This window comes from Faecalibacillus sp. MSK20_93, assembly GCF_020589945.1.
GTDB classification, from domain to species: Bacteria; Bacillota_I; Bacilli_A; order Erysipelotrichales; family Coprobacillaceae; genus Faecalibacillus; species Faecalibacillus intestinalis.
In genome coordinates this window covers 100,613-124,646 of record NZ_JAJDKA010000001.1, presented here as the reverse complement: position 1 = coordinate 124,646, position 24,034 = coordinate 100,613, and the positions used below count along the sequence as shown (strand labels likewise).

23 protein-coding genes, 3 tRNA genes and 1 other annotated feature are annotated in these 24,034 nt (G+C 28.2%); of the genes, 4 read left to right on the top strand and 22 right to left on the bottom strand.

Going from position 1 to position 24,034, the window contains the following annotated elements; genetic code table 11:
* Position 1 precedes the first annotated feature (1 nt).
* The 11 genes from LJD34_RS00640 to LJD34_RS00590 all read right to left on the bottom strand — a co-directional run bounded on the left by LJD34_RS00640 (position 2) and on the right by LJD34_RS00590 (position 12,399).
* Positions 2 to 592 (bottom strand): O-methyltransferase, encoded by a 591-nt coding sequence (locus tag LJD34_RS00640; protein ID WP_032091364.1) that lies wholly within the window; start codon positions 590 to 592, stop codon positions 2 to 4.
* A gap of 1 nt (position 593) precedes the next feature.
* Positions 594 to 1,664, bottom strand: a complete 1,071-nt coding sequence (gene mltG / locus LJD34_RS00635; RefSeq protein ID WP_227358937.1) for an endolytic transglycosylase MltG — start codon at positions 1,662 to 1,664, stop codon at positions 594 to 596.
* Between the two features lie 77 nt (positions 1,665 to 1,741).
* On the bottom strand, positions 1,742 to 2,845 hold the full coding sequence (locus LJD34_RS00630; RefSeq protein WP_032091366.1) for a lactonase family protein: 1,104 nt from the start codon (positions 2,843 to 2,845) through the stop codon (positions 1,742 to 1,744).
* 83 nt (positions 2,846 to 2,928) lie between these two features.
* Positions 2,929 to 3,222, bottom strand: coding sequence for a DUF1292 domain-containing protein (locus tag LJD34_RS00625; protein WP_052011100.1), 294 nt, complete (start codon positions 3,220 to 3,222; stop codon positions 2,929 to 2,931).
* Between the two features lie 3 nt (positions 3,223 to 3,225).
* Positions 3,226 to 3,645: a Holliday junction resolvase RuvX gene (gene ruvX, locus LJD34_RS00620; protein ID WP_022001133.1), complete on the bottom strand. Its 420-nt coding sequence runs from the start codon at positions 3,643 to 3,645 to the stop codon at positions 3,226 to 3,228.
* A complete protein-coding gene (locus LJD34_RS00615) occupies positions 3,645 to 3,899 on the bottom strand; it encodes an IreB family regulatory phosphoprotein (RefSeq protein ID WP_022001134.1) in 255 nt (84 codons plus the stop codon). The genes ruvX and LJD34_RS00615 overlap by 1 nt, the downstream gene beginning before the upstream one ends.
* Positions 3,900 to 3,950: 51 nt before the next feature.
* The gene (gene alaS, locus LJD34_RS00610) at positions 3,951 to 6,557 is read right to left on the bottom strand and encodes an alanine--tRNA ligase (protein ID WP_227358936.1); all 2,607 of its coding nucleotides are present in this window, start codon (positions 6,555 to 6,557) and stop codon (positions 3,951 to 3,953) included.
* 40 nt (positions 6,558 to 6,597) lie between these two features.
* Positions 6,598 to 6,792: a binding site (T-box leader), on the bottom strand.
* 186 nt (positions 6,793 to 6,978) lie between these two features.
* Positions 6,979 to 9,228: an ATP-dependent RecD-like DNA helicase gene (locus LJD34_RS00605; RefSeq protein WP_227358935.1), complete on the bottom strand. Its 2,250-nt coding sequence runs from the start codon at positions 9,226 to 9,228 to the stop codon at positions 6,979 to 6,981.
* Complete coding sequence (mnmA, locus tag LJD34_RS00600; protein WP_227358934.1) at positions 9,228 to 10,361, bottom strand: tRNA 2-thiouridine(34) synthase MnmA; 1,134 nt, start codon at positions 10,359 to 10,361, stop codon at positions 9,228 to 9,230. Before mnmA ends, LJD34_RS00605 begins: the two co-directional genes overlap by 1 nt.
* A 91-nt stretch (positions 10,362 to 10,452) precedes the next feature.
* Positions 10,453 to 11,370, bottom strand: coding sequence for an ROK family protein (locus tag LJD34_RS00595; protein ID WP_032091369.1), 918 nt, complete (start codon positions 11,368 to 11,370; stop codon positions 10,453 to 10,455).
* Between the two features lie 48 nt (positions 11,371 to 11,418).
* A complete protein-coding gene (locus LJD34_RS00590; protein WP_147580002.1) occupies positions 11,419 to 12,399 on the bottom strand; it encodes an RluA family pseudouridine synthase in 981 nt (326 codons plus the stop codon).
* Between the two features lie 253 nt (positions 12,400 to 12,652).
* On the opposite strand from LJD34_RS00590, the gene LJD34_RS00585 reads away from it, so the two are divergent.
* Entirely contained in the window at positions 12,653 to 13,186 is a 534-nt protein-coding gene (locus LJD34_RS00585) for an NUDIX hydrolase (RefSeq protein ID WP_117347116.1), read from the top strand.
* 31 nt (positions 13,187 to 13,217) lie between these two features.
* Here the strand turns inward: LJD34_RS00585 and LJD34_RS00580 are convergent.
* The 5 genes from LJD34_RS00580 to LJD34_RS00560 form a co-directional block, all read right to left on the bottom strand.
* Positions 13,218 to 13,294: transfer RNA gene (locus tag LJD34_RS00580), tRNA-Asp, on the bottom strand.
* Between the two features lie 8 nt (positions 13,295 to 13,302).
* Positions 13,303 to 13,393, bottom strand: a tRNA-Ser gene (locus tag LJD34_RS00575).
* 74 nt (positions 13,394 to 13,467) lie between these two features.
* Positions 13,468 to 14,949 carry an HAD hydrolase-like protein gene (locus LJD34_RS00570; protein ID WP_032091372.1) on the bottom strand — a complete coding sequence of 494 codons (1,482 nt, stop codon included), beginning with the start codon at positions 14,947 to 14,949 and terminating at the stop codon, positions 13,468 to 13,470.
* A gap of 246 nt (positions 14,950 to 15,195) precedes the next feature.
* Positions 15,196 to 15,271: transfer RNA gene (locus LJD34_RS00565), tRNA-Lys, on the bottom strand.
* A 58-nt stretch (positions 15,272 to 15,329) separates the two neighbouring features.
* Positions 15,330 to 15,587 (bottom strand): hypothetical protein, encoded by a 258-nt coding sequence (locus LJD34_RS00560; RefSeq protein WP_032091374.1) that lies wholly within the window; start codon positions 15,585 to 15,587, stop codon positions 15,330 to 15,332.
* Positions 15,588 to 15,687: 100 nt separating this feature from the next.
* Here LJD34_RS00560 and LJD34_RS00555 point away from each other — a divergent pair, with 100 nt between their 5' ends.
* Entirely contained in the window at positions 15,688 to 15,885 is a 198-nt protein-coding gene (locus LJD34_RS00555) for a helix-turn-helix domain-containing protein (RefSeq protein WP_022001144.1), read from the top strand.
* Positions 15,886 to 15,960: 75 nt separating this feature from the next.
* On the top strand, positions 15,961 to 16,677 hold the full coding sequence (locus LJD34_RS00550) for an N-acetylmuramoyl-L-alanine amidase (RefSeq protein ID WP_227358933.1): 717 nt from the start codon (positions 15,961 to 15,963) through the stop codon (positions 16,675 to 16,677).
* A gap of 19 nt (positions 16,678 to 16,696) precedes the next feature.
* On the opposite strand, the gene LJD34_RS00545 is transcribed toward LJD34_RS00550, so the two are convergent.
* From LJD34_RS00545 to LJD34_RS00535, 3 genes are read right to left on the bottom strand one after another with little or no spacing between them, the layout of a single operon-like run.
* Positions 16,697 to 17,431: a CPBP family intramembrane glutamic endopeptidase gene (locus LJD34_RS00545; RefSeq protein ID WP_227358932.1), complete on the bottom strand. Its 735-nt coding sequence runs from the start codon at positions 17,429 to 17,431 to the stop codon at positions 16,697 to 16,699.
* Between the two features lie 14 nt (positions 17,432 to 17,445).
* On the bottom strand, positions 17,446 to 18,321 hold the full coding sequence (locus tag LJD34_RS00540) for a DUF975 family protein (protein ID WP_227358931.1): 876 nt from the start codon (positions 18,319 to 18,321) through the stop codon (positions 17,446 to 17,448).
* A gap of 52 nt (positions 18,322 to 18,373) precedes the next feature.
* Complete coding sequence (locus tag LJD34_RS00535; RefSeq protein WP_022001148.1) at positions 18,374 to 18,709, bottom strand: type II toxin-antitoxin system PemK/MazF family toxin; 336 nt, start codon at positions 18,707 to 18,709, stop codon at positions 18,374 to 18,376.
* A 115-nt stretch (positions 18,710 to 18,824) separates the two neighbouring features.
* On the opposite strand from LJD34_RS00535, the gene LJD34_RS00530 reads away from it, so the two are divergent.
* Positions 18,825 to 19,475, top strand: coding sequence for an HAD family hydrolase (locus tag LJD34_RS00530; protein ID WP_117347120.1), 651 nt, complete (start codon positions 18,825 to 18,827; stop codon positions 19,473 to 19,475).
* Here LJD34_RS00530 and LJD34_RS00525 read toward each other — a convergent pair whose 3' ends face one another.
* Genes LJD34_RS00525 through LJD34_RS00515 form a run of 3 tightly spaced genes read right to left on the bottom strand, consistent with a single transcriptional unit; the run spans position 19,476 to position 24,030 of the window.
* Complete coding sequence (locus tag LJD34_RS00525; protein WP_227358930.1) at positions 19,476 to 20,576, bottom strand: CDP-glycerol glycerophosphotransferase family protein; 1,101 nt, start codon at positions 20,574 to 20,576, stop codon at positions 19,476 to 19,478.
* Between the two features lie 8 nt (positions 20,577 to 20,584).
* Entirely contained in the window at positions 20,585 to 21,763 is a 1,179-nt protein-coding gene (locus LJD34_RS00520) for a CDP-glycerol glycerophosphotransferase family protein (RefSeq protein ID WP_264472079.1), read from the bottom strand.
* A 35-nt stretch (positions 21,764 to 21,798) separates the two neighbouring features.
* A complete protein-coding gene (locus LJD34_RS00515; RefSeq protein ID WP_227358929.1) occupies positions 21,799 to 24,030 on the bottom strand; it encodes a CDP-glycerol glycerophosphotransferase family protein in 2,232 nt (743 codons plus the stop codon).
* Positions 24,031 to 24,034: the final 4 nt, after the last annotated feature.

The window sequence follows — 24,034 nt, the reverse complement described above, 5'->3', positions numbered from 1 at the left end:
TTCACTTCCTTTTTATTACACAAATTCCATCACCTACACCATAATAAGTGACTTGATATTCTTCATGATTGAAAATCCAATCTTTAAATCTTTTAATTTTTTTAACAAGTTGTTTTGTGTTTCTATTTTTAATATGATCAATATCAAAAATCATCCCATGAAAATCTAGATTATCAACAATGCAAATTCCATTTTTTTGAACTAAAGGCATGTATTTTTCAAAGAATTTTTGATATTGTGCTTTCGCTGCATCAATAAATAAACAATCAAATTCTTGGTATTTTAAATCATTGATATCAAATGTTAATGCATCATCATGGTGGATTTCTATTTGATCTTCTAATTGTTGTTCTTTAATGTTTTGAATAGCTTCAAGATAACGTGCATCATCTAATTCAATTGTTTCAACTACAAAATCATCTATATTTGAAACCATCATCATTGCTGAATAACCAATGGCACTGCCAATTTCAAGACAGCGATGACATTGATGTTCATTGAATGTTTGTATTAAAAATTCCAAACCCTCTTTTTCCATGACTGGAATATTTCTTTCTCTTGCACTTTTTTCTATTTCATCAAAATACTTCATTTTAATACCACTTATTACTATTTACATTTGCTTGATGTTCTTGATATGTTTTCGCATATAAAACTTTTCCATCTTGTGTTGCAAAGAAATAATAATACTCACTTTCCTTATAATTTAAAACATTTTTTATAATTCCTGTTGAAATTGAACTAATAGGACCAACAGGTAAACCATTATATTTATATGTATTATATTTTGTATCTTTATTTAAATCTGTATGTTTAACATCAATTTTTACTTCTTGATTCCCATAATTAACAGTGACATCACATTGTAATGGCATTTGTTTATTTAAACGATTAATTAAAACACCACAAACAAGTTGCCTATCTTCGTCATTGACTGGTGATTCTCTTTGAACAATAGATGATAATGTCATAAATTGGTGAACTGTTAATGGTTGTGAGTTCACTTTAAAATCTAATATTTGTGTTTTATATTTTTCTAGATGTTTTTGTGTTTGATCTAACATCATTTTTGTAATACTTTCAATCGTATCTTCTTGTGTTAGAAAATAAGTTTCTGGTGCTAAATATCCTTCCAATGGATAATAAATACCATCATTTAAAATATCATCTGTTAAAAACCAATATTTTTTAATTAACTTTTGAAGATATGTTTGATCTGTCCATTTTTGAATGATCTCATTATAATCTATTCCTGTTTGTTTAGAAATAATAGAAGCATATTCAGGAATTGTTTGTCCATCTAAAACTGTTATTTTAGTATTAGAAATATATTTTTTATCTTTTCCTTCAATTGCTTTAAAAATTGTTTTTAAATCCATTTTTTTATTTAAAATATAAACATTACTTTTAAAATCATGTTGATTCATTTTTAAATATATTTTGGCACATGTAGAACTTTTTATAAGTTTATTTTTATCTAATATTTTAATAATATCATTTCCACTACTACCTTTAGGAATAGTGACGATCACTTCCTTATTTTTAGAAGACGTAGCCTTGATTCCTTGCTTATAATATACAAAACTTCCAATAAATAAAACAACAATAAAAATAATAATACCTAATACTATTTTAATCTTCATATCTAATTTCTTTTTTTCCATGTTGAATCCTCACCTTGTATCATTATATGTTATTTTTTGTCGATATTCAACCAAAGAAAAAAGGCAAATAAATTGCCTTAGAAATTATTAATAAATGGTGTTAAGCAAACAGGTTCATTTACCATACAGCTATATTCAGTTTCATAAACTTGTCCACCTTTTTCCTTACCAAAACGATAAGATTCAACAATTCCACCTTTTTGACAAGCCACAACGATCCATTCATTTCCTTCCTCATTATAAACAAGCATATCTACTGGATCATAAGAAGTATCTTCAAAGTCAATATATGTAAGAGTTCCATCTTCATTGACTTCGAACAACACAAGAGAATCATGTCCTTTATTAATTGCATATAAATGACTATCATCACTATTAAATTTAATATCACTCAAAGAACTTACAAGTTCAGGATCATCATCTTTTGGATAACTATCGATTGTTTGAATTAATTCAAAGTTTAAATGATCATATTTATAAACACAAATTGTGCTGTTTAATTCATTCATTACATAAGCACGATCACCTTTTTGATTAAAAATCATTTTTTTAGGACCACAACCTGGTTCTAATTGTAATGTATGTACATTATCTAATGTTAATGTTCCATCTTCACCAACATCAAAGAAACATACTTGATCTAACCCTAAACAAACAACATAAAGTTTATCTTCATCTGGTAAAAAGCTCACATATGTAGGATATGGTTGTGCTTGTTTAACAGGATCTTTTCCACTTCCATTCAACTTAAAATGAGAAATACATTTTACAAGTTTTTTCTTAATAATAGAAATTACCGAAATTTCACTATTAAAATAATCAACACAGAATACTTTATCAGCAGTTTCTACATCACCATTTGCACAAGCATGCACATATGTCTTTCCTTTATCTGTCACACGTGAAGCAAGTGCTAATGTTTCAGCAGTTGCTGCATAAGAACAAATTCCTCCATCATCTACAGAACCTGTTCTATTTCTATAAGTAATACATGAAAAGCGTCCATAATTGAATGCATAAACTGGATCCGTTGGTGTTATAAAATATTTTTTAAATATCAACTCTCCATTTTCCACATCGATTTGAAATGTATAGATTCCTCTTGTTTGTTTATTTCCTAAAGAATTAGCAAAAAAACCTTTCGTAATTCTTCTTTTTCCTCCAAATAAATTAAATGCCATTTCTTTCACCTCATTGATTATTCTAATTTCCTTCTATGAACTGTTCATGTCTAAAAAAGGAAAAAGCTAATTTTCATTAGCTTTTATGAATTACAATCTTCATCTTCTCCTTCACAATATTCAGTTTCATCTTCATCTTCTTCTGAAACAAATGATTGGAAAACTTCTTCAACTAATTCCCATTCTTCAGGAGTTTCAATTGGAAATAGTCCACCTTCATCATCAAAGATTGCTGCTTGTGCTTCTGGTTCATCTTTTTCAGGATCGAAGTAAACAACATATTGATGTCCATTTTCTTCATTTTCAAATGTAAATAAAATTTCATACTCTACTTCGTTTCCTAATTCATCAGTTACAACAATTGTATTTTCATCCATAACTTATCCTCTATCTAAGTAACCTTGTAAAATAGCAACTGCCGCCATTTTATCAATTACCTGTTTTCTTTTCTTTCTTGATACATCCGCAAAAAGAAGTTGATTTTCAGCAACTACCGTTGTTAATCTCTCGTCAACTAAGATCACATTGATTCCTTCAATCATTTCTTCTAATTGTTTTTTAAATTCAATTGAAATTTGTCCTCTTTCACCAATATCACCATTCATATGTTTTGGTAAACCTAAAACAATCGTTTCAATCTCATTTTCTTCAACAATTTCTTTAACATGTTTTGCACATGTTAAATAATCATCAGGTTTAAAACGAAACGTTTCAACACCATGAGCAATCATTCCTAGAATGTCTGACATGGCAATACCACAAGTTCTAGACCCTAAATCAAGACCTAATACTTTTTTCATTATTCTTTCTCCAAATAAGATTTTACTAATTCTTCAATAATTTCATCTCTTTCAACTTGTTGAATAATATTTCTTGCATTTTTATGAGAAGAGATGTATGCAGGATCATTAGATATGAGATAACCCGCGATTTGATGTACAGCATTGTATCCTCTTTCATTTAAAGCATTGATAACTGTTTTAAGATTACTGCGTATCATTTCTCTACGCATATCTTCTGAACTAAATACTCTTGTTTTTGTTAAATCTTCCATCTAACTCACCCTCTTTTCTATAATATATATTATACCTTATACTGTATTAAATTACAAAATATTTTTTAAAGCACCTTTGATTTTAGAAATATTATCATTGATAGCACATCCACCTTGAGCAAAGTCAGGTTTTCCACCACCACGACCATCAACAACTTCATTGATTGCTTTAATGATATTTCCTGCTTTATATTGACCAACTAAATCTTTTGACACAGAAACAAAGTACGAACATTTTTCTTCATATTTTGAAACTAAAACAACGATTCCACTTTCTAATTGATCTCTAAAATCAAATGTTAATTGTTTTGCTTTGGCATTTTCTAATTGTTCTTCAACATAAAGAACTTTAACTCCATTGATTTCTTCAATATCATTTGCTTTTGAAGCGGCTTGAATTGCATTTAATTTAGCTGATAATTGTTCAACTTCTACTTTAGCTTCTTTTAATTCCTCTTTTAATGCTTCTACTTTGTTTACAACATCTTTTCTATTTTTAAGATTTAATGTTGAAGCAATTGTATCTACTGTTTCTTTTTCATGAACCATTGCATTATAAGCAGCTAAACCGCTTTGTGCCACAATACGTCTAATTCCACTACCTACAGATTCTTCACTAACGATTTTAAATAAACCAATTTCAGAACTGTTTAAAACATGGCAACCACCACATAATTCAATAGAGTAATCTCCAATGTTGACAACACGAACAACATCTCCGTATTTTTCATCAAATAAAGCCATTGCCCCTGATGCTAAAGCTTCTTCTTTTGTCATATTTTTAATAACAACAGGACGTCCTTCAAAAACAATTTGATTAACTTTTTCTTCAATTTCTTTTAATAATTCAGCAGAAATTTTTTCAAAATGAGTAAAGTCAAATCTTAAAATTTTATCATCAACATAAGAACCTGCTTGGCTGATATGATCACCTAAAGTTTCTTGTAAAGCTTTTTGTAAAATATGTGTTGCACTATGGTTTGCTGTAATTTGACGACGTTTTTGTTGATCAATTGATAATGTAAAAGTATCACCTAAATGAATAGCACCTTCTTTTACTTCAACAAAATGCATATGTTGTTTATTTGGTGCATTTAAAGTATTAACAACATTTGCATGTGTTGTCTCATTATCTAATGATCCAGTATCACCACATTGTCCACCCATTTCTGCGTAGAATGGAGTTGTATCAAAGATAACTTCTCCTTTATCAGTGATTTCATCTGTTTTAACACCATCTTTGAATAATCCAATAACTTTTCCTTGGATTGGTGTAGGATCATAAACAAATGTAGAAGGTTCAACAAAAGCCATTAAATCAAGTTTTTGACTTGCCATTGATTCATTGTTATCACGTGATGCACGAGATCTTTCTTGTTGAATTTTTAATTCTTCTTTAAATTCTTCTTCATTAACTGTTAAATTTGATTCTTCAGCGATTTCTAATGTTAATTCAAATGGGAAACCATATGTATCATAAAGTTTGAAAGCATCTTTTCCACTGATTTCTCCATTTTCATTTTTATCAATTAATGATTTTAATAATTTTTCACCATTTAATAATGTTTTATGGAAAGCTTCTTCTTCTTTTTTTACCATTGTTGAAATAAAATCTTGTTTTTCTGGTAAATAATCATAGAAATCTTTCATCATATCACAAACTAATGGTACTAGATCATACATAAATGCTTTTTCAATACCAATTTGTTTACCATAACGAACAGCACGTCTTAAAATACGTCTTAAAACATACCCTCTACCCGCATTATCAAACATTGCTCCATCAGCTAAAGCAAAAGTTACAGTACGAATATGGTCAGCAATAACACGGTAAGCCATTTTATTTTCTTCATAAGAAACATTGGCTAATTTTTCAGTAGCATGAATGATTGGTAAGAATAAATCAGTATCAAAGTTTGTTTCTCCACCTTGAATAATACTTACTAATCTTTCAAGTCCCATACCAGTATCAATATTTTTTTGTGGAAGTTCTTTATATTCTTTACGATCAATCGCTGGATTACAATCATATTGAGAGAAAACAACGTTCCATACTTCAATATAACGATCATTTTCCATTTCTTCGAAGAATAATTTTTCTCCTAAACCTTCAGGATCATATTTTTCTCCACGGTCATAGAAAATTTCTGAGTCAGGACCACCTGGACCTTCTCCAATTTCCCAGAAGTTTTCATATGTTTTTAAAATATGACTTGGATCTACATGACATACTTCTGTCCAAATACGATAAGCATCTTCATCATCTGTATAAACAGTAACATATAATTTTTCTTTATCAAAACCAATCCATTCTGGACTTGTTAAAAATTCCCAAGCAAATGGAATCGCTTCTTCTTTGAAATAATCTCCAATTGAGAAGTTTCCTAACATTTCAAAGAAAGTATGATGTCTTGCTGTTTTACCAACATTTTCAATATCGTTTGTACGAATTGATTTTTGTGCATTCGCAATACGATTACATGCTGGTTTTTCACTACCATCAAAATATTTTTTTAGTGCAGCAACTCCTGCATTGATCCATAATAAAGTTGGATCGTTATGAGGAATAAGTGATGCACCTGGTTCGATCATATGTCCTTTAGATTTGAAATAATCCAAGAACATTTGTCTAACTTGATTTCCTGTTAATTGTTTCATTTCTTTTCTCCTTTTTTGACAATATAAAAAGCCGTCCTTATCTAGGAACGACTTTATCGCGGTACCATCCTAGTTCATGTAAAAATACATGCCCTTAATTAAACTTTAACGCAGTTCTACGGTAATCATTAATTACTCTCCAAAGTAGCTTTCCTATATATCCTATAAACATTTTCACCCACCATGTTCTCTCTAAAATATTCTATATAGTACTGATCTTTTTCAACGATTTATTTGCATTATACACGAAATACAAAAGTATTTCAATATCTTACATTTTTTCTTTAATTGTTTCCATAACATGGCAACCACATTCAGTTTCACTAAATAGAAGTGCTAATGATGTAAGAGTTAATGCCATAATAATATTATTGCGTTTCATTTTATCACCTCTATTTGAGTATGTCTTTATTTTATAAAATTATACAGTTTCATCATCATTTAAAAAATCTGTAATATTTTGTTTAAGTTCTTGATTATATGAAGATTCTTCATATGTTTCAACATTTTTATTTTGATTGATTTTACTTACTAATGTTGTTTTTCTTTTACTATCAGAAATATTTTTTATACCATAAAGAAAAGCTTGTGGATTACCTAAAATAAATAAGGCTTGTTTAGCTCTTGTTAGACCTGTATAAATCAAATTTCTTTTAAGCATAATATAATAATCATTTAAAACAGGCATAATAACAATTTTAAACTCATTTCCTTGAGCTTTATGAATTGACATACAATAAGCCAATGTAAAAGTCATAAAATCTTTTGATGTATATTCGACTAAATTACCATCATAATCAACAATAAGCGTATCTTCTAAATATTCAAAACCATCTTTACGGTTAATTTCAACTAAAACACCTATATCACCATTATAAATATCATCATCTGGTCTATTCTTTAACTGTAAGATCTTATCTCCTTCTCGATAAACTTTCTGTCCAATACGATATTCTTCTTGATGATTCTTAGGATTAAAAATTTCCTGTAAAGCCAAATTTAAAGCATTGATTCCTGCGACACCTTGATAAATTGGTGCTAAAACTTGTATATCATTTTGATCATAGCCATTTTCTATTGCTTTTTTTACAATTGTTGTCACATTTTTAATAATTTCAAAATTGGTACTATTATAAAAATGAATATCTTTATATTGTTCAAACAATGATAAATCATTCACTTCTTGATGAATTAATTGATGTGCCAATTGCACAATTCCTGAATCTTTTGATTGACGATAAATCTCATCTAATTCAATAACTTTTAATTGACTTTCAATAAAATCTTTTAAAACATTTCCTGGTGCTACTGAAGGAAGTTGATGATAATCACCAATAAACAACACTTTATGAACACGTCTGCTTGCATCAAACAATTTAGATAAAAGTAAGCTATCAACCATCGAAAACTCATCAATAATTAAAACTTGACTACTTAAAGGATTATTTCGATTCATCGCAAATGAATTTTTATGTAAATCCCATTTAAGTTCTCGATGAATCGTACAAGCATCCAAACCTGTTAATTCACTTAATCTTTTCGCTGCTCTTCCTGTAGGTGCTACCAGAGAAATTGCATCTTCTGGATAAAGTGTTCGATAGATTTGAATCAGCGCTTTAACAACCGTTGTTTTCCCCGTTCCTGGTCCTCCGGTTAAAATCATCATTGGATATTTTAAAAAGTATTCGATTGCTTCTTTTTGTTTTGTTGAATAGACAATACCAAATTTATCCTGATAGTTATCAAGCAGTCTTTCTAATTCATTTTCATCATAAAATTCTTCTGGATAATCATTTATTTTGTGTAAAAAATTTGCAATGATTTCTTCACTTTCATAAAGCTCTTCATCATAATAATATTCTCCTTCTTTGATGACTCTTCCTTCTTCTACTAAAGTATTGAGATATTCATCAAAAACCTCATCATCAATATGATAAATAATTTTATGAAAAGCTTTTTTTATTTCATCATAAAGTACATATGTACTTCCTGATGAAAAACAACTTTGTTTAATACTATAAATAACCCCTGCTTTCAAACGATCTGGGTTATCTAAAGTTCCTCCTGTTTTTAAAGCAAGTTCATCTGCTGTTTTAAAACCAATACCATCAATGTCTTCTACTAATTGATATGGATGATTTTGTAAAATTTCTAATGTTTTTTCTTTATAAGTTTCTTGAATAATACCAATATGTCTTAAAGAAATACCATGTCCCATAAAGAATTGTGTGACTTCTTGATCATAATCATTAGAAGTCAATACTTCATAAATAAGTTCTCTTTTAGCCACTGTCATTCCTTTAACTAAATCTAAATGATGTTTATCTTCTTTGATTAAAGAAAGTGCATTTTCTCCTAATGCATCAACAATGTATTTTGCTTGTGTAGGACCAATTCCTTTAAATAAGGGACTTGATAAATATTTAATAATTTCTTCTTCATCTGTACTTAAAACTATTTCATAATGATCCAACTTAAATTGTTGACCATATTTAGGATGAATTTCAAAATCACCATAAAAAGCATATTTATCATAATCATTAAAATTTGACATATAACCATTCATGGTCAAAAGTTCCTGATCTTCCTCTACTTCTAATAATGCAACTATATAATGAGAAGATTCGCTATAATAGCGAATCTTTCTAATATATCCTGTATATTTTAACATTATAGATATTCAATCTCTTTTCCGTCTTTATAGACTTTTTCAATCGTTCCTCCACCTAAACAAACATCTCCATCGTAGAAAACAGCTGCTTGTCCTGGAGTTACAGATTTAACAGGTTGATCGAATTCTAATTTTACAGTATTTTCATCAATAAAAGTGAGAGTTACTGGATTATCTTTTTGACGATATCTAAACTTTGTATTACATTTAATAGCTTCTTGAGGTTTAATACTTGGTATCCAGTTAACATCTGTAATTAAAGCACCTGTAGACATTAACCAATCATTTTGGTTCCCTTGACAAATATATAAAATATTTTTATCATAGTTTTTCCCAACAACAAACCAAGCGTCACCTGAACCACCAATACCTAAACCTTTTCTTTGACCAATCGTATAGTACATAATTCCAATATGATCACCAATCACTTTACCAGTTTGAATATCAACCATCTTTCCAGGTTTTGCTGGAATATAATTTTGTAAGAATTGTTTAAAGTCTCTTTCTCCAATAAAACAAATTCCTGTACTATCTTTTTTATGAGCTACCGGTAAATCTAATTCTTCAGCAATTTTTCTAACTTTTTGTTTTGTAATATTTCCTAAAGGAAATAAAGAAGCTTGTAATTGCTTTTGATTAAGTTGACATAAAAAGTATGTTTGATCTTTATTTTGATCAATTCCTTTTAACATCACTGAATCTTTACCTTCATGATGTTCAACACGCGCATAATGTCCTGTTGCGATAAAATCTGCATTAAGTTCTTCAGCGTATTCTAAAAACGCTTTGAATTTAATATGTTTGTTACATAAAATATCAGGATTTGGTGTTCTTCCTTTAGCATATTCATCAATAAAATACGTAAAAACTTTATCCCAATATTCTTTAATAAAATCGACTCTTCTAATTTCTATTCCAAGATGTTTAGCTACTGCTTTAGCATCATTATAATCTTGTTCTTGAGGACAAATATCGTTATCATTTGTGGGATTACCTAAAATATCATTATTTAATTGGCTATCCCAGTTTCGCATAAATACGCCAATAACTTCATATCCTTGTTGTTTAAGTAAATAAGCTGCTACAGCAGAGTCAACACCTCCACTTAATCCTAAAACGACTCTTTTTTTCATAATCGTCCTCCTTCTCGTGTATTATATCAAAAACAAAATTAAAGTAAAACAATAAGACACAATAATAGCCCCTTTAAGGGGCTATTTCTTATTAATCTAATTGAGACATTGGTAACATGGCAGCACCGATTGCACCACAATCATCAATTTCTTTAAATAATAGAGGAATATGATTTCTCATACCTACATGAATTTTACTATTAAATCTTTTTTCAAGTTCATCCCAGAAATAAGCTTTAGATTTGAAAACTCCTCCACCTAATACAAAACAATGTGGATCTACAGTATGAGCAACATTAGCAAGTAATGTAGAGAAACCATCAATAAATTCTTCAGCAATTTTTTGACAAGCTTCATCTCCTTCAGCAGCTAATTTGAAAACATCACCTGCATGTTTTACTAAATCGCCTTTAGCTTCTTTTCCTTTTCTTGTAAGAGCAGTACCAGAAATTTCTCCTTCAACAGCTCCTGGATTTAAAGCACCTTGTTTATAACCACCTGGTACAAGAATCATGTTTCCAATTTCACCAGCGTGACCTCTACCACCAGATACTAATTTTTTATCAACAACAAATGCTCCACCAACACCAGTTGAACAAGTAATAAAATAATTTGTTTTATAATCTTTTCCTGCACCTAATATAGCTTCCGCTAAACCTGCAACATTGGCATCATTATCAATAAAAGTTGGTAATCCAAATTTTTCTTTTAATTTATGACAAATTGGATAGTTTTCAAATCCTGGTAAGTTACTTGCCATAATCATGATACCAAGTTCTGTATCTACTGGCCCTGGAGCACCAATTCCAATACCTTCAACACCTTGCAAACCACCACATACAGATGTATCTAATGATTCGATTTGTTTTATTATCTTATCACATACATAATCCGGACCATTTTGACATTCAGTAGGTCCTTTAACTTCACTATAAGATTCACCATTTTCATCTACTAATAGTGTTCTTACATTTGTTCCACCTAAATCGATACCGATATAATATTTCATTCTATTTCCTCCTAAAACTATAGCTAAATTATACAATAAAATATGTATTTAGAGAACGCTTTCAAATAAACTTTTTTCAATTTTTTTAAATTGTGTTGGCTTAGGACAAATAATTTTTTTCCCTTTTAGATAACTAAGTGAACCAAACGGATCAACAAAATTAATTTTATAGGCATGTAAAAGTTGATTATTTAATCCAAATTGTTGTTTCATTTGTTTATTTAAAGCAAAATCACCATATTTACGATCACCTATAACTGGATGATCAATACTTGATAAATGTATTCTTATTTGATGCATTCTTCCTGTAATAATTTTAACTTCAACTAAAGAAAAATCATTTGTAGTTCTGATTGGCTTTACAATTGTTTTCATCATTAGAGCATCTTTATCATCTTTTTTAACAAAACGTACACGATCTTCATTATCTATCTTTTTAACATATCCTACGAGTTCTTGTTGTTTAGTAAGCTTTCCTTTACAAATCGTCATATATGATTTTTCAATATGATGTCGTTTTTTCATCATTTCATTTAAATCCTGCAAAGCAGCTAAAGTCTTTCCAAAAATAACGATCCCACTTGTATTACGATCTAAACGATGGACTGGTCCTGGAGTAAAGGTACTCTCTCTGCCTACATCCAATTCACCTTTTTCTTTTAAATAACTTAAAACTTGATGAGAAAGCGTATTTACATTTTCTTTAGCATCCCCATGAACTAATAAACCTACTGGTTTATCAACAATTAAAATATTTTGATCTTCATATAATACTTTAAATTCTCTTTTTAAATCATAAATATCTTTTTCTTTTGTAAATTCATTAAATTTATCATCATAAAGGAACATTTCTAAAATATCATCTTTTTGTAGAATATATTTTTCATTTACTTTTTTACCATTAATTTTAATATCTTTTTTTCTAAACATCTTATATATAAAATTACTAGGTGCATTACATAATAATTTTTTTAAATATTTATCGATTCTTTGATTTGCATCATTTTCTTTAATTACTATTTTTTTCATTTCTATCACCAACGTCATTATAACATAGACTAAGCTAAAGTTATCTTTTATTTTTATGAAACCCTTTACATTAAAAATAAACGTGTTATAATATATTTGTTAAGTGAAACGCATTCACTCTAACATCCCCCTATTATCATCCTTACGTAAATAATAGATGAAAAAAAAGTATGCACCCCCGCATACTTTTTTTATTTTATTCATTTCAAAATAACGTATAATAGAATTATAAAATATAAACGAGGTAAAAAAGATGGAAAAAAAAGTTAAAAGTGAAATAATCTACGATGGAAAAATCATCAAAGTCTATAAAGATCAGGTAGAATGTCCTAACAAAAGGCTCGCAACAAGAGAAATCGTAAGACATCATGGCGGTGTAGGTATTTTAGCAGTCGTCGATGATTGTATCTTGCTCGTCAAACAATTTAGATATGCCTACAATAAAGATACTTTAGAAATTCCTGCTGGTAAATTAGAATTAGGTGAAGAAGCAGGGCCTGCCGGTAAAAGAGAATTGGAAGAAGAAACTGGTTATAGTTGTAAATCCATGGAACTTATTAATGAAATATATCCAACAACAGGATATTGTGATGAAGTTATTCATTTATATGAAGCAAAAGGTCTATTTAAAGTTGAAAATCCCCTTGAAGGAGATGAAGATGAATTTATAGACGTTATCTCTATGCCAATAGATGAAGCCTATAAAAAAATCATGAATAATGAAATCCATGATTCTAAAACAATCATCGCTATTATGAAAGCATACAATGATAAATATATAAAATAAAAACTGCTGTATAAGCAGTTTATTTTTTATTTGGCGGTCTGGACGGGACTCGAACCCGCGACCTCCGCCGTGACAGGGCGGCATTCTAACCAACTGAACTACCAGACCAAATAAAATGGCGGAGACAGAGGGATTTGAACCCTCGCGCCAGTTTCCCGACCTACACCCTTAGCAGGGGCGCCTCTTCAGCCTCTTGAGTATGTCTCCATCACATCAGTGCCCATTTATAATATCATCTAATTTTACATTTGTAAATAGTTTTTTAAAAAAAAGACTAATTTTTAGTCTTTTTTCAACATTTGAACAATTTTCTTAATTAAAGTTATTAAAATAAAATTTGAAATAATAGCCAATAACGCAATTACTGCCATTGATGATAGCGATGAATTATGATAAACAAACATTTTATATGATGGTATTACACTTATAAAACTATGTAAAATATCAAACAACACACCAAAAATAAAATTTATAATTCCTACATAACCATCGATTATCATATTGATAATTTGTGAAAGTTTAGAAGAATTTCCTTGAAATAAAATTTGTACAATTAAAGCAAAAAATACAATAATAACCGAAATCAATAAATTATAAACAACATCAATTACTTTATTTAACCAATGTTCTTGTTCTATCGTATTATTTTTATTTTCTTCATTTGTTTTATTCTCTTCATGACTTTTTTCATCTACGGCATCTCCATTTATAATATCCATTAATTCACTCATTCTTTGGGGATCCAAAGAAGATGCCTTAGAAAATAGAAACGTATCATCCTGTTCATCAGGTAAAATTTCATCTTCTTGCTCTTGTTCTAAAACAACATCATTAAATTTATCATGAACCTCTTGAACGTTATCATTTTGTTCATCATCAAATGAAAATCTCTTTGTTTCTTGTTTTTCTAACTCATTAATTAAAAATTGTTTTGATAAGATTTCATTGAAATAATCATATGTTCTATTAACCAATGCAATTAATTGCTCATCATCTTTATATTTATCCAATAATTGATTTCGAGTATGTGTCAAAGTTTCTAAATCCATTTGTGCATTCATTCCAAGAAGCGGTGAAAACAATTCCACAGAATCATACTTAGAAAATAAAAACATATTCATAATTTCTAAATGATTTTTAGTCATTTTATAAACACTGGCCTTGATCTTATCACTGGCCGGCACTAAATCTGGCATGTAAATAACATTTGCAAGTAAATGATTAGCCGCTTCAACCATTGATTCAAAATTAGCAACCACCATTGTATGAGAAGGATCAATGTTCATTTGTTGGCATGTCACCTCTAAAACATCCACTTCAGGTAAAGGTTTAAGTCGTGAATCTCCACCAATTAAAAAATCAATTTTTTCATAGATCTTTGCAAGTTGTAAATATTGAATAGCTCTTTTTGTTTTATGAGTCGTATATACTGCAATCTTGATATCTTTTTGTTTACAATATTGAATCAACTCATCAACGCCTTCTCTTTTAATATTAGGTTTTAATTTAATATATTCAAATAAATCCTTTTCAACCATTCTATTAAAATCTTTAGCAGAAATATAATCAGACAGTAAAGAATGATCATACATCGTATTCATATTTCCAAGCATTTTAGAAAAATCTTCACGAGTAGCAACTTTATGATAGGTTTCACATGTACTTCGATAATAATTATATCTTAGTCTATTGAGATCTAATAAGCCACCATCTAACGTAAAAATAATTAATTTTATATTTTCACATGTTTGACTATAAAACATAAAATCACCCTCCCTTTTGTAATTATAGCATACATTTTATTAAATATATGATAAAAAAATGTAGAACTTTCACTTAGAATTACATTTTTTTCATTAAATATTTTGTTATAAGATTATATTTCATTTTTTTGCACACTTTTAGTTCAACCTAATATACCCTAGTTTAACCAAGCAAAGTTTCTAAAACAAGATATAAAAAAAGCTCAAACCTCTAGTAAAACCTAGTGTTTAAGCCATTTTATCAATTGGTCTCCCCGCACGGTCTCGAACCGTGGACCCTCTGATTAAGAGTCAGATGCTCTACCAACTGAGCTACGGAGAGATAACAATGATATTCTAATACAATCTATTTTTAAAATCAAGGAAAATCATTAAATTTCTTAAAAATCTATTGAAATATAAAAATGATTTTCTTTTTTATATACTGTAATAACTTCTTGATTATAAAACTTCTTTAAACTAATTAGATTATGAAACCAATCATCATTTGAATTATATTGAAAAAGAATATTTTGTTTTGTATCTACAATAATAAAATCATAAAAACTAAAATGTTGTAATAGATTTCTTAAAGTAATTTTTTCATCAAAAGCATCTGTTGATATTTCACCAATCCCTTTTAAAGTATACATTGCCATTTTTGATCACCTAAATCATATTATACGTTATTGTGTATATGTTCACAATATTTTTGCAAGAATAATTCTATATAATTATACATATAAGGAGGACATAACAATGATTGATTATTCACCGTTATGGCATACAATGGAAGAAAAGCAGATTTCTCAATATGTTCTTCTAAAAAGTGGTATTGATCATAAAACTTTAGACAGATTAAAAAAGAATAGTAATATTACAGCTCTCACTCTTGAAAAATTATGTTTGATTCTTGATTGTCAACCTAATGATGTAATTACCTTTGTACAAAAATAGTTTTAATAAACTATTTTTTATTTTACCTATATCATCTTATATCTTAAGCATATAAGTACTATAGGGAGGTGAACTATGCAAATCATTCGTAAAAAATACAACTGGGCTTCTCCATTGTTCAAAAGAAATAAAACAAATAAAATTATTTTGCATCATGCACAAGCAAAAACATGTAGTGTAGAAGATATCCATCAGTGGCATTTAAAAAAAGGTTGGAGTGGAATTGGATATCATTTCTTAGTAAGAAAAGATGGTACGATTTATCAAGGTAGACCTGAAGATACAATCGGAGCGCATGCTAAAGGTGCAAATCATGATTCAATCGGTATTTGTGCTGAAGGAGATTTCATGAAAGAAGAAATGAATCCTTTACAACTCAATGCCTTAATTGATTTAGTTTCTTATATAAAAAATAAATATCACCTTTCTAGCATTAAAAGACATAAAGATGTTGCTTCTACAGATTGCCCAGGAACCCATTTTCCATTTTCTACAATTATTTCTTCAAATCATATTGTTTTAGAAGATACTTGGTTGCAACGTTTAAATCAAGAAATTAAAAAACAAGGCTTTCGCACGTATCCTACTGTTAAAAGAGGTGCCCAAGGAAAAATTACAAGACTCATTCAAGAACGCCTTAACTTTGTAGGATTCAACTTAAAAATTGATGGTATCTTTGGTATCAATACCGAAAAAGCTGTTAAGAAATTTCAAAATAATAGAAATTTAAAAGTAGATGGCATCGTTGGTAAAAAAACATGGTCTTATCTAATAAAAGGTATAAAAGTATAAAAAACTCCTATACGGAGTTTTACATAAAAACTAATAATATAATGGCAACCAAATTATTGATCATATGCATTAAAATAGGTACACAAATTGTTTTTCTTTTTTCATAAGCATAGGAAAAAGCAAACCCCATTCCACCATAGGAAAGCAAATAAATTAGTTGCGATAGATCACCAGCAAATAAAGCAGAATAAATGTGTAAAAAGCCAAATAAGAATGAACTTGCAAAAATAGCTAACCATTTACTTTTATCTCTAAGACTTCTAAAAACAAGTCCTCTAAATAAAAGTTCTTCTAATATAGGTGCTAAAACAACCGATTGAAAAGCCATCAATAAGGCACCATTATTTAGATAATCTTCAAATAATAATTGATTGGCAGAATCATTTGATCCTCCACCCAATACAAAATTAATAATCATATTAGCAACAATTGAAATTCCATAAATCATTACAATACCAATTGTAATAGAATAAACAAAATTATCTGTAAAATGTTCCTTAAATCTTTTTATATTATCTATCAAAAAATCTTTTAAAAGCCATACAACCAAAACAAAACTCAATAATGAACAAATCAAATTTAAGTAGATTCCTAAAATTGTCGTATCTCTTGTAATATTTGTATACTTTAATAAAAGATAAATACCAAAATTAGCAAACCTTGGTATGACATATAAATATAACGGAAATAAAAGAATAAATCCAATTGCTTTTTGTTTTCCATTAATCTTTCCTGCAAAGCTTTCAGTCATCATAAACATCCCTTCAACTATAGCTCAACACTATTTTTATCTGCATAATCTAATTCTTCATAGAAAACAGCAAAACATGTATTAAGCTTTACATCATAAAAATAAGCACTAAAGAAAGTAGAAACAACCCCTGTTATAAATGTTGCTAAAAAAGGAATAGGCATAATCGTTTCTACAAACATTGCCACAACGCCTGAAACCAAACCAGCTAAAATCATCCATCCAAAGAAAGAAAATTCTAATTTAAACAAAGTCCATTTATTTCCTTTCATTAAGCGACTGGATTCTTTTAAGGCTGTTAATCCAGTATAATTATATTTTTGTAAAATGTAGTTAAATAATCCAAATTTTAATGATAAATAAACAGATAAAATCGAAATAATAATTACGAGTATAAAAACAAATGAAAACACATTTGATAATGAAGCAACAATATTAACAATTTCATCTTGAGAAATCGTTGATTTATTAGCATACATTAAAACAAGTTGAGATAAATTTGAAAATTGTGCATCTGTAATCATTGTATACATCAAAAGCATTCCAATAACCCCTACAACAATACCCGCTAAAGCAACAACAACTCTATACAAAAAATATGTTGGAAAAAGTTGACCAAATCGTTTAATTCCTACAAGTGAATCTTCTTTTTCATCAACTAAATTTCCATTATTATTAACAACCTTTAAAGACGCTACAATAATTCCATGTCCCAAAGTAACTGTTAAAATACTTAAAATTAAACTTATAATACTTCCTAAAATGCCATCAAATAATCCTGATAAAGCCGAAAATAAAGCTTGAATAATACCAACATATAAAATAACCTTAAATAACTGATTAGGTTGTCTTAATACTTCATTTGCTTTATTTTTGATATCATATATATTCATTTCTTTCACCATCCTATAAAGGCATTATAACAAATATTATATTTGATGAAAACTATTTTAAATCCAAACTTGTTTTAATAGCCTCATTTACTTTCTTCATAAAATAATCATCTAAAGTACCTAATTTTTCTTGAAATCGAACTTTGTCAATCGTCCTTATTTGTTCAAGTAAAATAACAGATTTCTTTTCTAAAGAATCACAACGAATAATGACATGCGTGGGAATAGGATTTTTGGTGAGTTTTGACGAAATTGGGGCAACAATAACAGTTGTTGAAAATTTATTTCCTTTATTATTTTGTAATACTAAAACAGGTCTTATTCCACCCTGTTCACTTCCTATAACCGGTGAAAGATCAGCATAATAAATATCTCCCCTACTAATCATAAAATAACCTCCTATTGAATTTTATGAGTCGTTTTTCAAATTATGATAATTGCTTCTTTAACACCTTGATTTATGCTATGATATATCACGAATAATAAAAAAAGGAGATACTAAAATGATTAAAGCAATAATATTTGATATGGATGGTTTAATGATTGATAGCGAAAGAGTGACTTTTGAATGTTATCAAGAAAGATTAAAAGATATGAATTTAACAATGGATGAAGAATTTTATAAAACATTATTAGGGAAACCTATTAAAGGAATCTATCAAAGATTTTATGATGTTTATGGAAATGATTTTCCTATTGAAAACGTGATTCAAGATGTACATCAATTAATGGCTGAACGTTTTGAAACAGAAGGAGTTCCTGTAAAAAAAGGACTTGTTGAATTATTACATTATTTAAAAGATAATAATTATAAAACAATCGTTGCTACTTCAAGTAATCGTGATCGTGTAGATAAAATTTTAGCACAAGCTAAAATCACAGAATTCTTCGATGATTCTATTTGTGGTGACGAAGTTACTAAAGGAAAACCAAATCCTGAAGTTTTCTTAAAATCTTGTCAAAAACTTGGCGTTAATGTTGATGAAGCTATTGTTTTAGAAGATAGTGAAGCAGGAATTCAAGCAAGCTATGATGCAAACATCAAAGTAATTTGCATTCCTGATATGAAATATCCAGAAAAACAATATGAAGAAAAAACATTTAAAATTTTAAAAGATTTAACTGAAGTTACAGCGTATTTAAAAAGTCTCTAATTAAAGAGACTTTTTTAATATATCATAAATCAATTCAACAACACGTTTTGTATTTTTACCATCTTGATATTCAAAAAATGTATTTTTAAAAGCTTCTAAATTTCCCGCTTCATTCTTTTGTATTCCTTGAATCAACTCATCAATATTTTTACAAATCTTTCCTGGAAATAAATCTATATTTACATAACATCCAACATCTTTTAAATAATCATTTAAATCTGGAACATAAAAATACATTGTTTTATTTAAAATAGAATAATCAAAAACAATCGATGAAAAATCTGAAATCAAGAGATCACTTAAAGCAAACAATTCATGTGTATCTTCATTAAACATATCAATAATACGAGGGTGTTGCGGAAGACAAACATTTTTTAACAATGGATGTAATTTATAAATGAGATACGTATTTTCATCAAAAGAATTTATTAACTTTTCACCATCAAATGGAAGCATTGAAAAACCTTGGTAAATATTTCCCCTAAAAGTAGGAGCATATAAAATAATTTTTTTATCCTTCAAAATTGGATACTTAGCTAACAATTTATTTTTAGATGCTTTTAAATAACTATCATCAAATAAACAATCTACCCTTGGCATACCAGTAACAACCACATTTTCTTCTTTAACAGAAAAAGCTTCACTATACGGTTTTTTCCAATAAGAGCTATTTGCTATCACATAATCATAATTTTTAATTGGATATTTTCTAGCAAGTGCATTCCCAAATTTTTTTATCGCACCACAAGCATGCCATACTTGTATCACATTAACTCCTTCTCTTTTAAACGTAGAAACAACATAATTATTATCTCTTATAATAACCACTTTTGATGTATTAATTACAAAAAGCTGTTGAATACAATTAAGCATATATAAAAAGTTTTGTTTTATTCCTTGTTGATCATACTCAATAACAACTTTTTTGAGATTTAATTGTTTATCTTGTTTTAAAACATCATAAATCAATTTCATATCAGAATCTAAATATTTAGATTCCAAAGAAACAAAGGCAACTTGATTTTCTTTTATTTTAAATCTCTTAACAAAAATATTTAAAAATCCCAAAATAATATTTAATATTAATTTTTGTAATCCCATCTTAGCACCTACTTAAAAACAATATCAACTACTCGTTTAGAAGCTTTACCATCTTCATGATTATTAAAACGTTGATTAAACTTATCTAAACGTTGATAATCGTAACCTTTTTTAATTTCTTCTAATAGTTGATTTTCATCTTCAATAATATCTCCAGGTAAATCATGATAAACATCTAAATAAAAACCTCTTAATTCATCTCGATAATGAATCAAATCATACATATAGAAATAAATAGGTCTTTTTAAAATAGCATAATCAAAGAAAACACTTGAATAATCAGTAACTAAAGCATCTGCAATAATATATAAATTAGAAATATCTTCATTAGCTTCTACAAAATAAACAAATCCTTGATATTGATCAATATCAAAATCATTAACAATTAAATAATGAGGTTTAAATACAATAACATATTCATCCCCTAATATTTTTTGCCATTTATCAAAGTGAACTTCTAATTTAAAAGTATACCCTTTGGTTATATAAGAATTATCTCTCCACGTTGGTGCATAAAGAAGTACCTTTTTATCAAGAGGAATTCCTAATTTTTTCTTAATATTTAAAACATCTTCTTCTGTATAGTTTGTTAAAAAATCATTTCGCGGATAGCCAGTTTCAATTAATCTTTCTCTATTAATTCTAAAAGCACTTTGGAAAATCTCAGTTGTAAAAGCACTTGGAGAAATCATATAGTTATACTTTTTAACATCTTGTGCGTATGTTTCATGCATCATTTCTTCATTCATGCCACTTCGATAAAAAGTAGTTCCTTCAGGAACTTCTATATCAAAAGCCAATTTTTTAAGCGGTGTTCCATGCCAAGTTTGTAAATATATTTGATTTTTCTTTTTTAAAACATACATTGGTAATTTACAATTAGCAATCCAATATTGACTTCTTGCAAGATAAAAGAAATAAGGAATTGAAAAATATTCAATCACTTTAGCATTTTCAATAGAAATGTTTTTCTTTTTATGGTGCTTAATAGCCCATATAAAACGATAATCTTTAAATTGATCTTGTTGTCTCATATATTCATAAATAGCTCTAGGATTATCACTATATCCCCTACCATGAAAAGCAATAAACAAGACTGTTTTTTTATGAGTTGGTATTAACTTATAAGTTATTCGATAAATAAACTTAATTGTTTTACCCAAGATATTTTTTATTAATCTAATCATTTTAAACCTCCTTATAAAAATAAGGGGTAACCCCCTTATTTAAAAACTGCTTCAACTGCTCTTTGTGAAGCATTTCCATCATCGATAGAACAGAATTTATCATAGAATACTTCATAACGTTGAGCATATTTTTGATTCATTTCATCAAGATGTTTAATTTGATCAATTACTTCTTTAGTCGAATAAACTAGTGGACCAGGAAGTTCTTTTTCCATATCAATATAGAAACCTCTTAAAACATCACGATATTTATCTATATCATAAGTATAGAATAACATTGGTCTTTTTAAGTTAGCATAATCAAAGAAAACACTTGAATAATCTGTAATACAAATATCAGAAATTAAATAAATTTCAGTAATATCATCATATTTAGATAAATTATAAGCAAAATCTTCAACTCCTGTAACATCTAACGCATCTGCAATATAATGATGTGTTCTAAGTAGGATGACATATTCATCTCCTAACTCTTCTTTCATCATTTCTAAATCTAATTTCAACTTAAATTTATATTGCCCTTTCCCATAGTATTCATCATCTCTCCATGTTGGTGCATATAAAATTGTTTTCTTATCTAATGGAATATGAAGTTTCTTTTTCAAATCTAATGCAATTTGATCTTTATTTGGTGCATACAATAAATCATTACGAGGATAACCAATTTCTAGCATTGTTCCATTGGTATACATAAAACAACTTTTAAAAATATCACTTGAAAATTTATTTGCTGCAATTAAATAATCCCATTCTTGTTTTTGACGATAAAATTGAGATTTATAAGTTGGAGAAGCTGCAGTCACCTCTTCTTGATCAAAAGCTAAACGTTTAAGTGGTGTTCCATGCCATGTTTCTAAGAAAACTTGACCTTCTCTTTTTCTAAACCATAAAGGTTGTCTGATATTAAAAACAAAATATTTAGATTTAGCTAAATAATAAGCATATTTCTTCGTAAATCTTTTAACAATGATTCCTTCATAAGGCAGTTTTTCTTTAGGATCATTTAAAACCCAAATAAATTTATATTTTCCTGGATAATTTTTAGCTAAATATTCATAAATATACTTTGGTGAATCCGCATAACTTTTACCCATAAAAGTTTCAAACATGATCCAATTTTCTTCAATTGGTTCATTGATATATTTATGACGATATAAATACTTATTAATTTCATTTTTATTTTTTAATATCTTTTTCATCTTATTTTTAGCAAGATGTTTAGCAATCACTTTTTGTGTTTGTTGTAGATCATGATTTCTAGCAAGTTTCACCATCTTTCTTTGATAATGAGACATATTTTTCAATAAATCATCTCTTACATCCTGCATTAAAATAGACATTTGATCAAATCTTTCATCTCTCCAAAAATCATCTTTAGATCGTCTAATTTTCTTAGCAAAGAAATTACTATAATATTTAATCATTTTAGAATCTAAATAATAACGAATTCTACTTTCTTTATCTACTAAAGAAATAGCATACTTATAGACATTAATAAATTCATCAAATTTAGTTTCATCTTTAATTTGCGACAAAGCTGGTGTATTGATTGGATCATTATGTTTTCTTTTTGCATAGAGTGTTTTGTCATTGAAATCTATCTTATGACCATACATAACAAGTCCTTCTACAAAAGGTAAATCACTATAATAAATGAAATCTTCATTAAAACGTAAATGATTTTCTTCAATTAAAGTACGCTTAATTAAAATATTTAAAACTGAAATATTTCGAATCCCTTTTTTCGCTCTAATTAATAAATCAATTCTTCTTTGTTCATCACTATCATCTATGTCAGAATAATCTTTTTCTAAGAATTTATGATTACGATCATCATCTTTATCCTTCAAATTTAATTCTTCATTTTTTTCATCACCCATGGTTTCAAAAACTTGTTTTTTAAACCATGTGATCCATCTTCTACCAACAACTAAATCTAAATCTTTTTGCATAGCATCTTGAAGCAAACAAGATAATGTTTGAGGCATAATATAATCATCACTATCAATGAAATAAATATAATCTCCTGTTGCATTTTCTAAACCAAGATTTCTTTTTTTAGCAACGCCTTCTTCTATTGAACAAGGAATAACATTCAAAGATATTTTATCTTTATATGTGTCTACTAATTGTTGAAATTTTTGGTCATCTTGACTTCCCACTAATAATGTTTCAATTTCAACATTTTCTTGTTCACTTAAACTTTCTAAACAATCTTTTAAATATTGATAATATCCTTCATAAGGGACAATCACACTAATTTTCATACAA

Excerpts from the sequence above, each read along its gene's own strand:
- LJD34_RS00520 (WP_264472079.1), bottom strand. The coding sequence starts at position 21,763 with ATGATTAGATTAATAAAAAATATCTTGGGTAAAACAATTAAGTTTATT.
- LJD34_RS00560 (WP_032091374.1), bottom strand. The coding sequence starts at position 15,587 with ATGGCAATGTATACTTTAAAAGGGATTGGTGAAATATCAACAGATGCT.
- alaS (WP_227358936.1), bottom strand. The coding sequence starts at position 6,557 with ATGAAACAATTAACAGGAAATCAAGTTAGACAAATGTTCTTGGATTAT.
- LJD34_RS00535 (WP_022001148.1), bottom strand. The coding sequence starts at position 18,709 with ATGATTAGTAGGGGAGATATTTATTATGCTGATCTTTCACCGGTTATA.
- LJD34_RS00570 (WP_032091372.1), bottom strand. The coding sequence starts at position 14,949 with ATGTTTTATAGTCAAACATGTGAAAATATAAAATTAATTATTTTTACG.
- mnmA (WP_227358934.1), bottom strand. The coding sequence starts at position 10,361 with ATGAAAAAAAGAGTCGTTTTAGGATTAAGTGGAGGTGTTGACTCTGCT.
- LJD34_RS00515 (WP_227358929.1), bottom strand. The coding sequence starts at position 24,030 with ATGAAAATTAGTGTGATTGTCCCTTATGAAGGATATTATCAATATTTA.
- LJD34_RS00530 (WP_117347120.1), top strand. The coding sequence starts at position 18,825 with ATGATTAAAGCAATAATATTTGATATGGATGGTTTAATGATTGATAGC.
- LJD34_RS00545 (WP_227358932.1), bottom strand. The coding sequence starts at position 17,431 with ATGATGACTGAAAGCTTTGCAGGAAAGATTAATGGAAAACAAAAAGCA.
- LJD34_RS00590 (WP_147580002.1), bottom strand. The coding sequence starts at position 12,399 with ATGAAAAAAATAGTAATTAAAGAAAATGATGCAAATCAAAGAATCGAT.
- LJD34_RS00525 (WP_227358930.1), bottom strand. The coding sequence starts at position 20,576 with ATGGGATTACAAAAATTAATATTAAATATTATTTTGGGATTTTTAAAT.
- LJD34_RS00540 (WP_227358931.1), bottom strand. The coding sequence starts at position 18,321 with ATGAATATATATGATATCAAAAATAAAGCAAATGAAGTATTAAGACAA.
- ruvX (WP_022001133.1), bottom strand. The coding sequence starts at position 3,645 with ATGAAAAAAGTATTAGGTCTTGATTTAGGGTCTAGAACTTGTGGTATT.
- LJD34_RS00595 (WP_032091369.1), bottom strand. The coding sequence starts at position 11,370 with ATGAAATATTATATCGGTATCGATTTAGGTGGAACAAATGTAAGAACA.
- LJD34_RS00615 (WP_022001134.1), bottom strand. The coding sequence starts at position 3,899 with ATGGAAGATTTAACAAAAACAAGAGTATTTAGTTCAGAAGATATGCGT.
- LJD34_RS00640 (WP_032091364.1), bottom strand. The coding sequence starts at position 592 with ATGAAGTATTTTGATGAAATAGAAAAAAGTGCAAGAGAAAGAAATATT.
- LJD34_RS00630 (WP_032091366.1), bottom strand. The coding sequence starts at position 2,845 with ATGGCATTTAATTTATTTGGAGGAAAAAGAAGAATTACGAAAGGTTTT.
- LJD34_RS00625 (WP_052011100.1), bottom strand. The coding sequence starts at position 3,222 with ATGGATGAAAATACAATTGTTGTAACTGATGAATTAGGAAACGAAGTA.
- LJD34_RS00555 (WP_022001144.1), top strand. The coding sequence starts at position 15,688 with ATGATTGATTATTCACCGTTATGGCATACAATGGAAGAAAAGCAGATT.
- LJD34_RS00550 (WP_227358933.1), top strand. The coding sequence starts at position 15,961 with ATGCAAATCATTCGTAAAAAATACAACTGGGCTTCTCCATTGTTCAAA.
- mltG (WP_227358937.1), bottom strand. The coding sequence starts at position 1,664 with ATGGAAAAAAAGAAATTAGATATGAAGATTAAAATAGTATTAGGTATT.
- LJD34_RS00585 (WP_117347116.1), top strand. The coding sequence starts at position 12,653 with ATGGAAAAAAAAGTTAAAAGTGAAATAATCTACGATGGAAAAATCATC.
- LJD34_RS00605 (WP_227358935.1), bottom strand. The coding sequence starts at position 9,228 with ATGTTAAAATATACAGGATATATTAGAAAGATTCGCTATTATAGCGAA.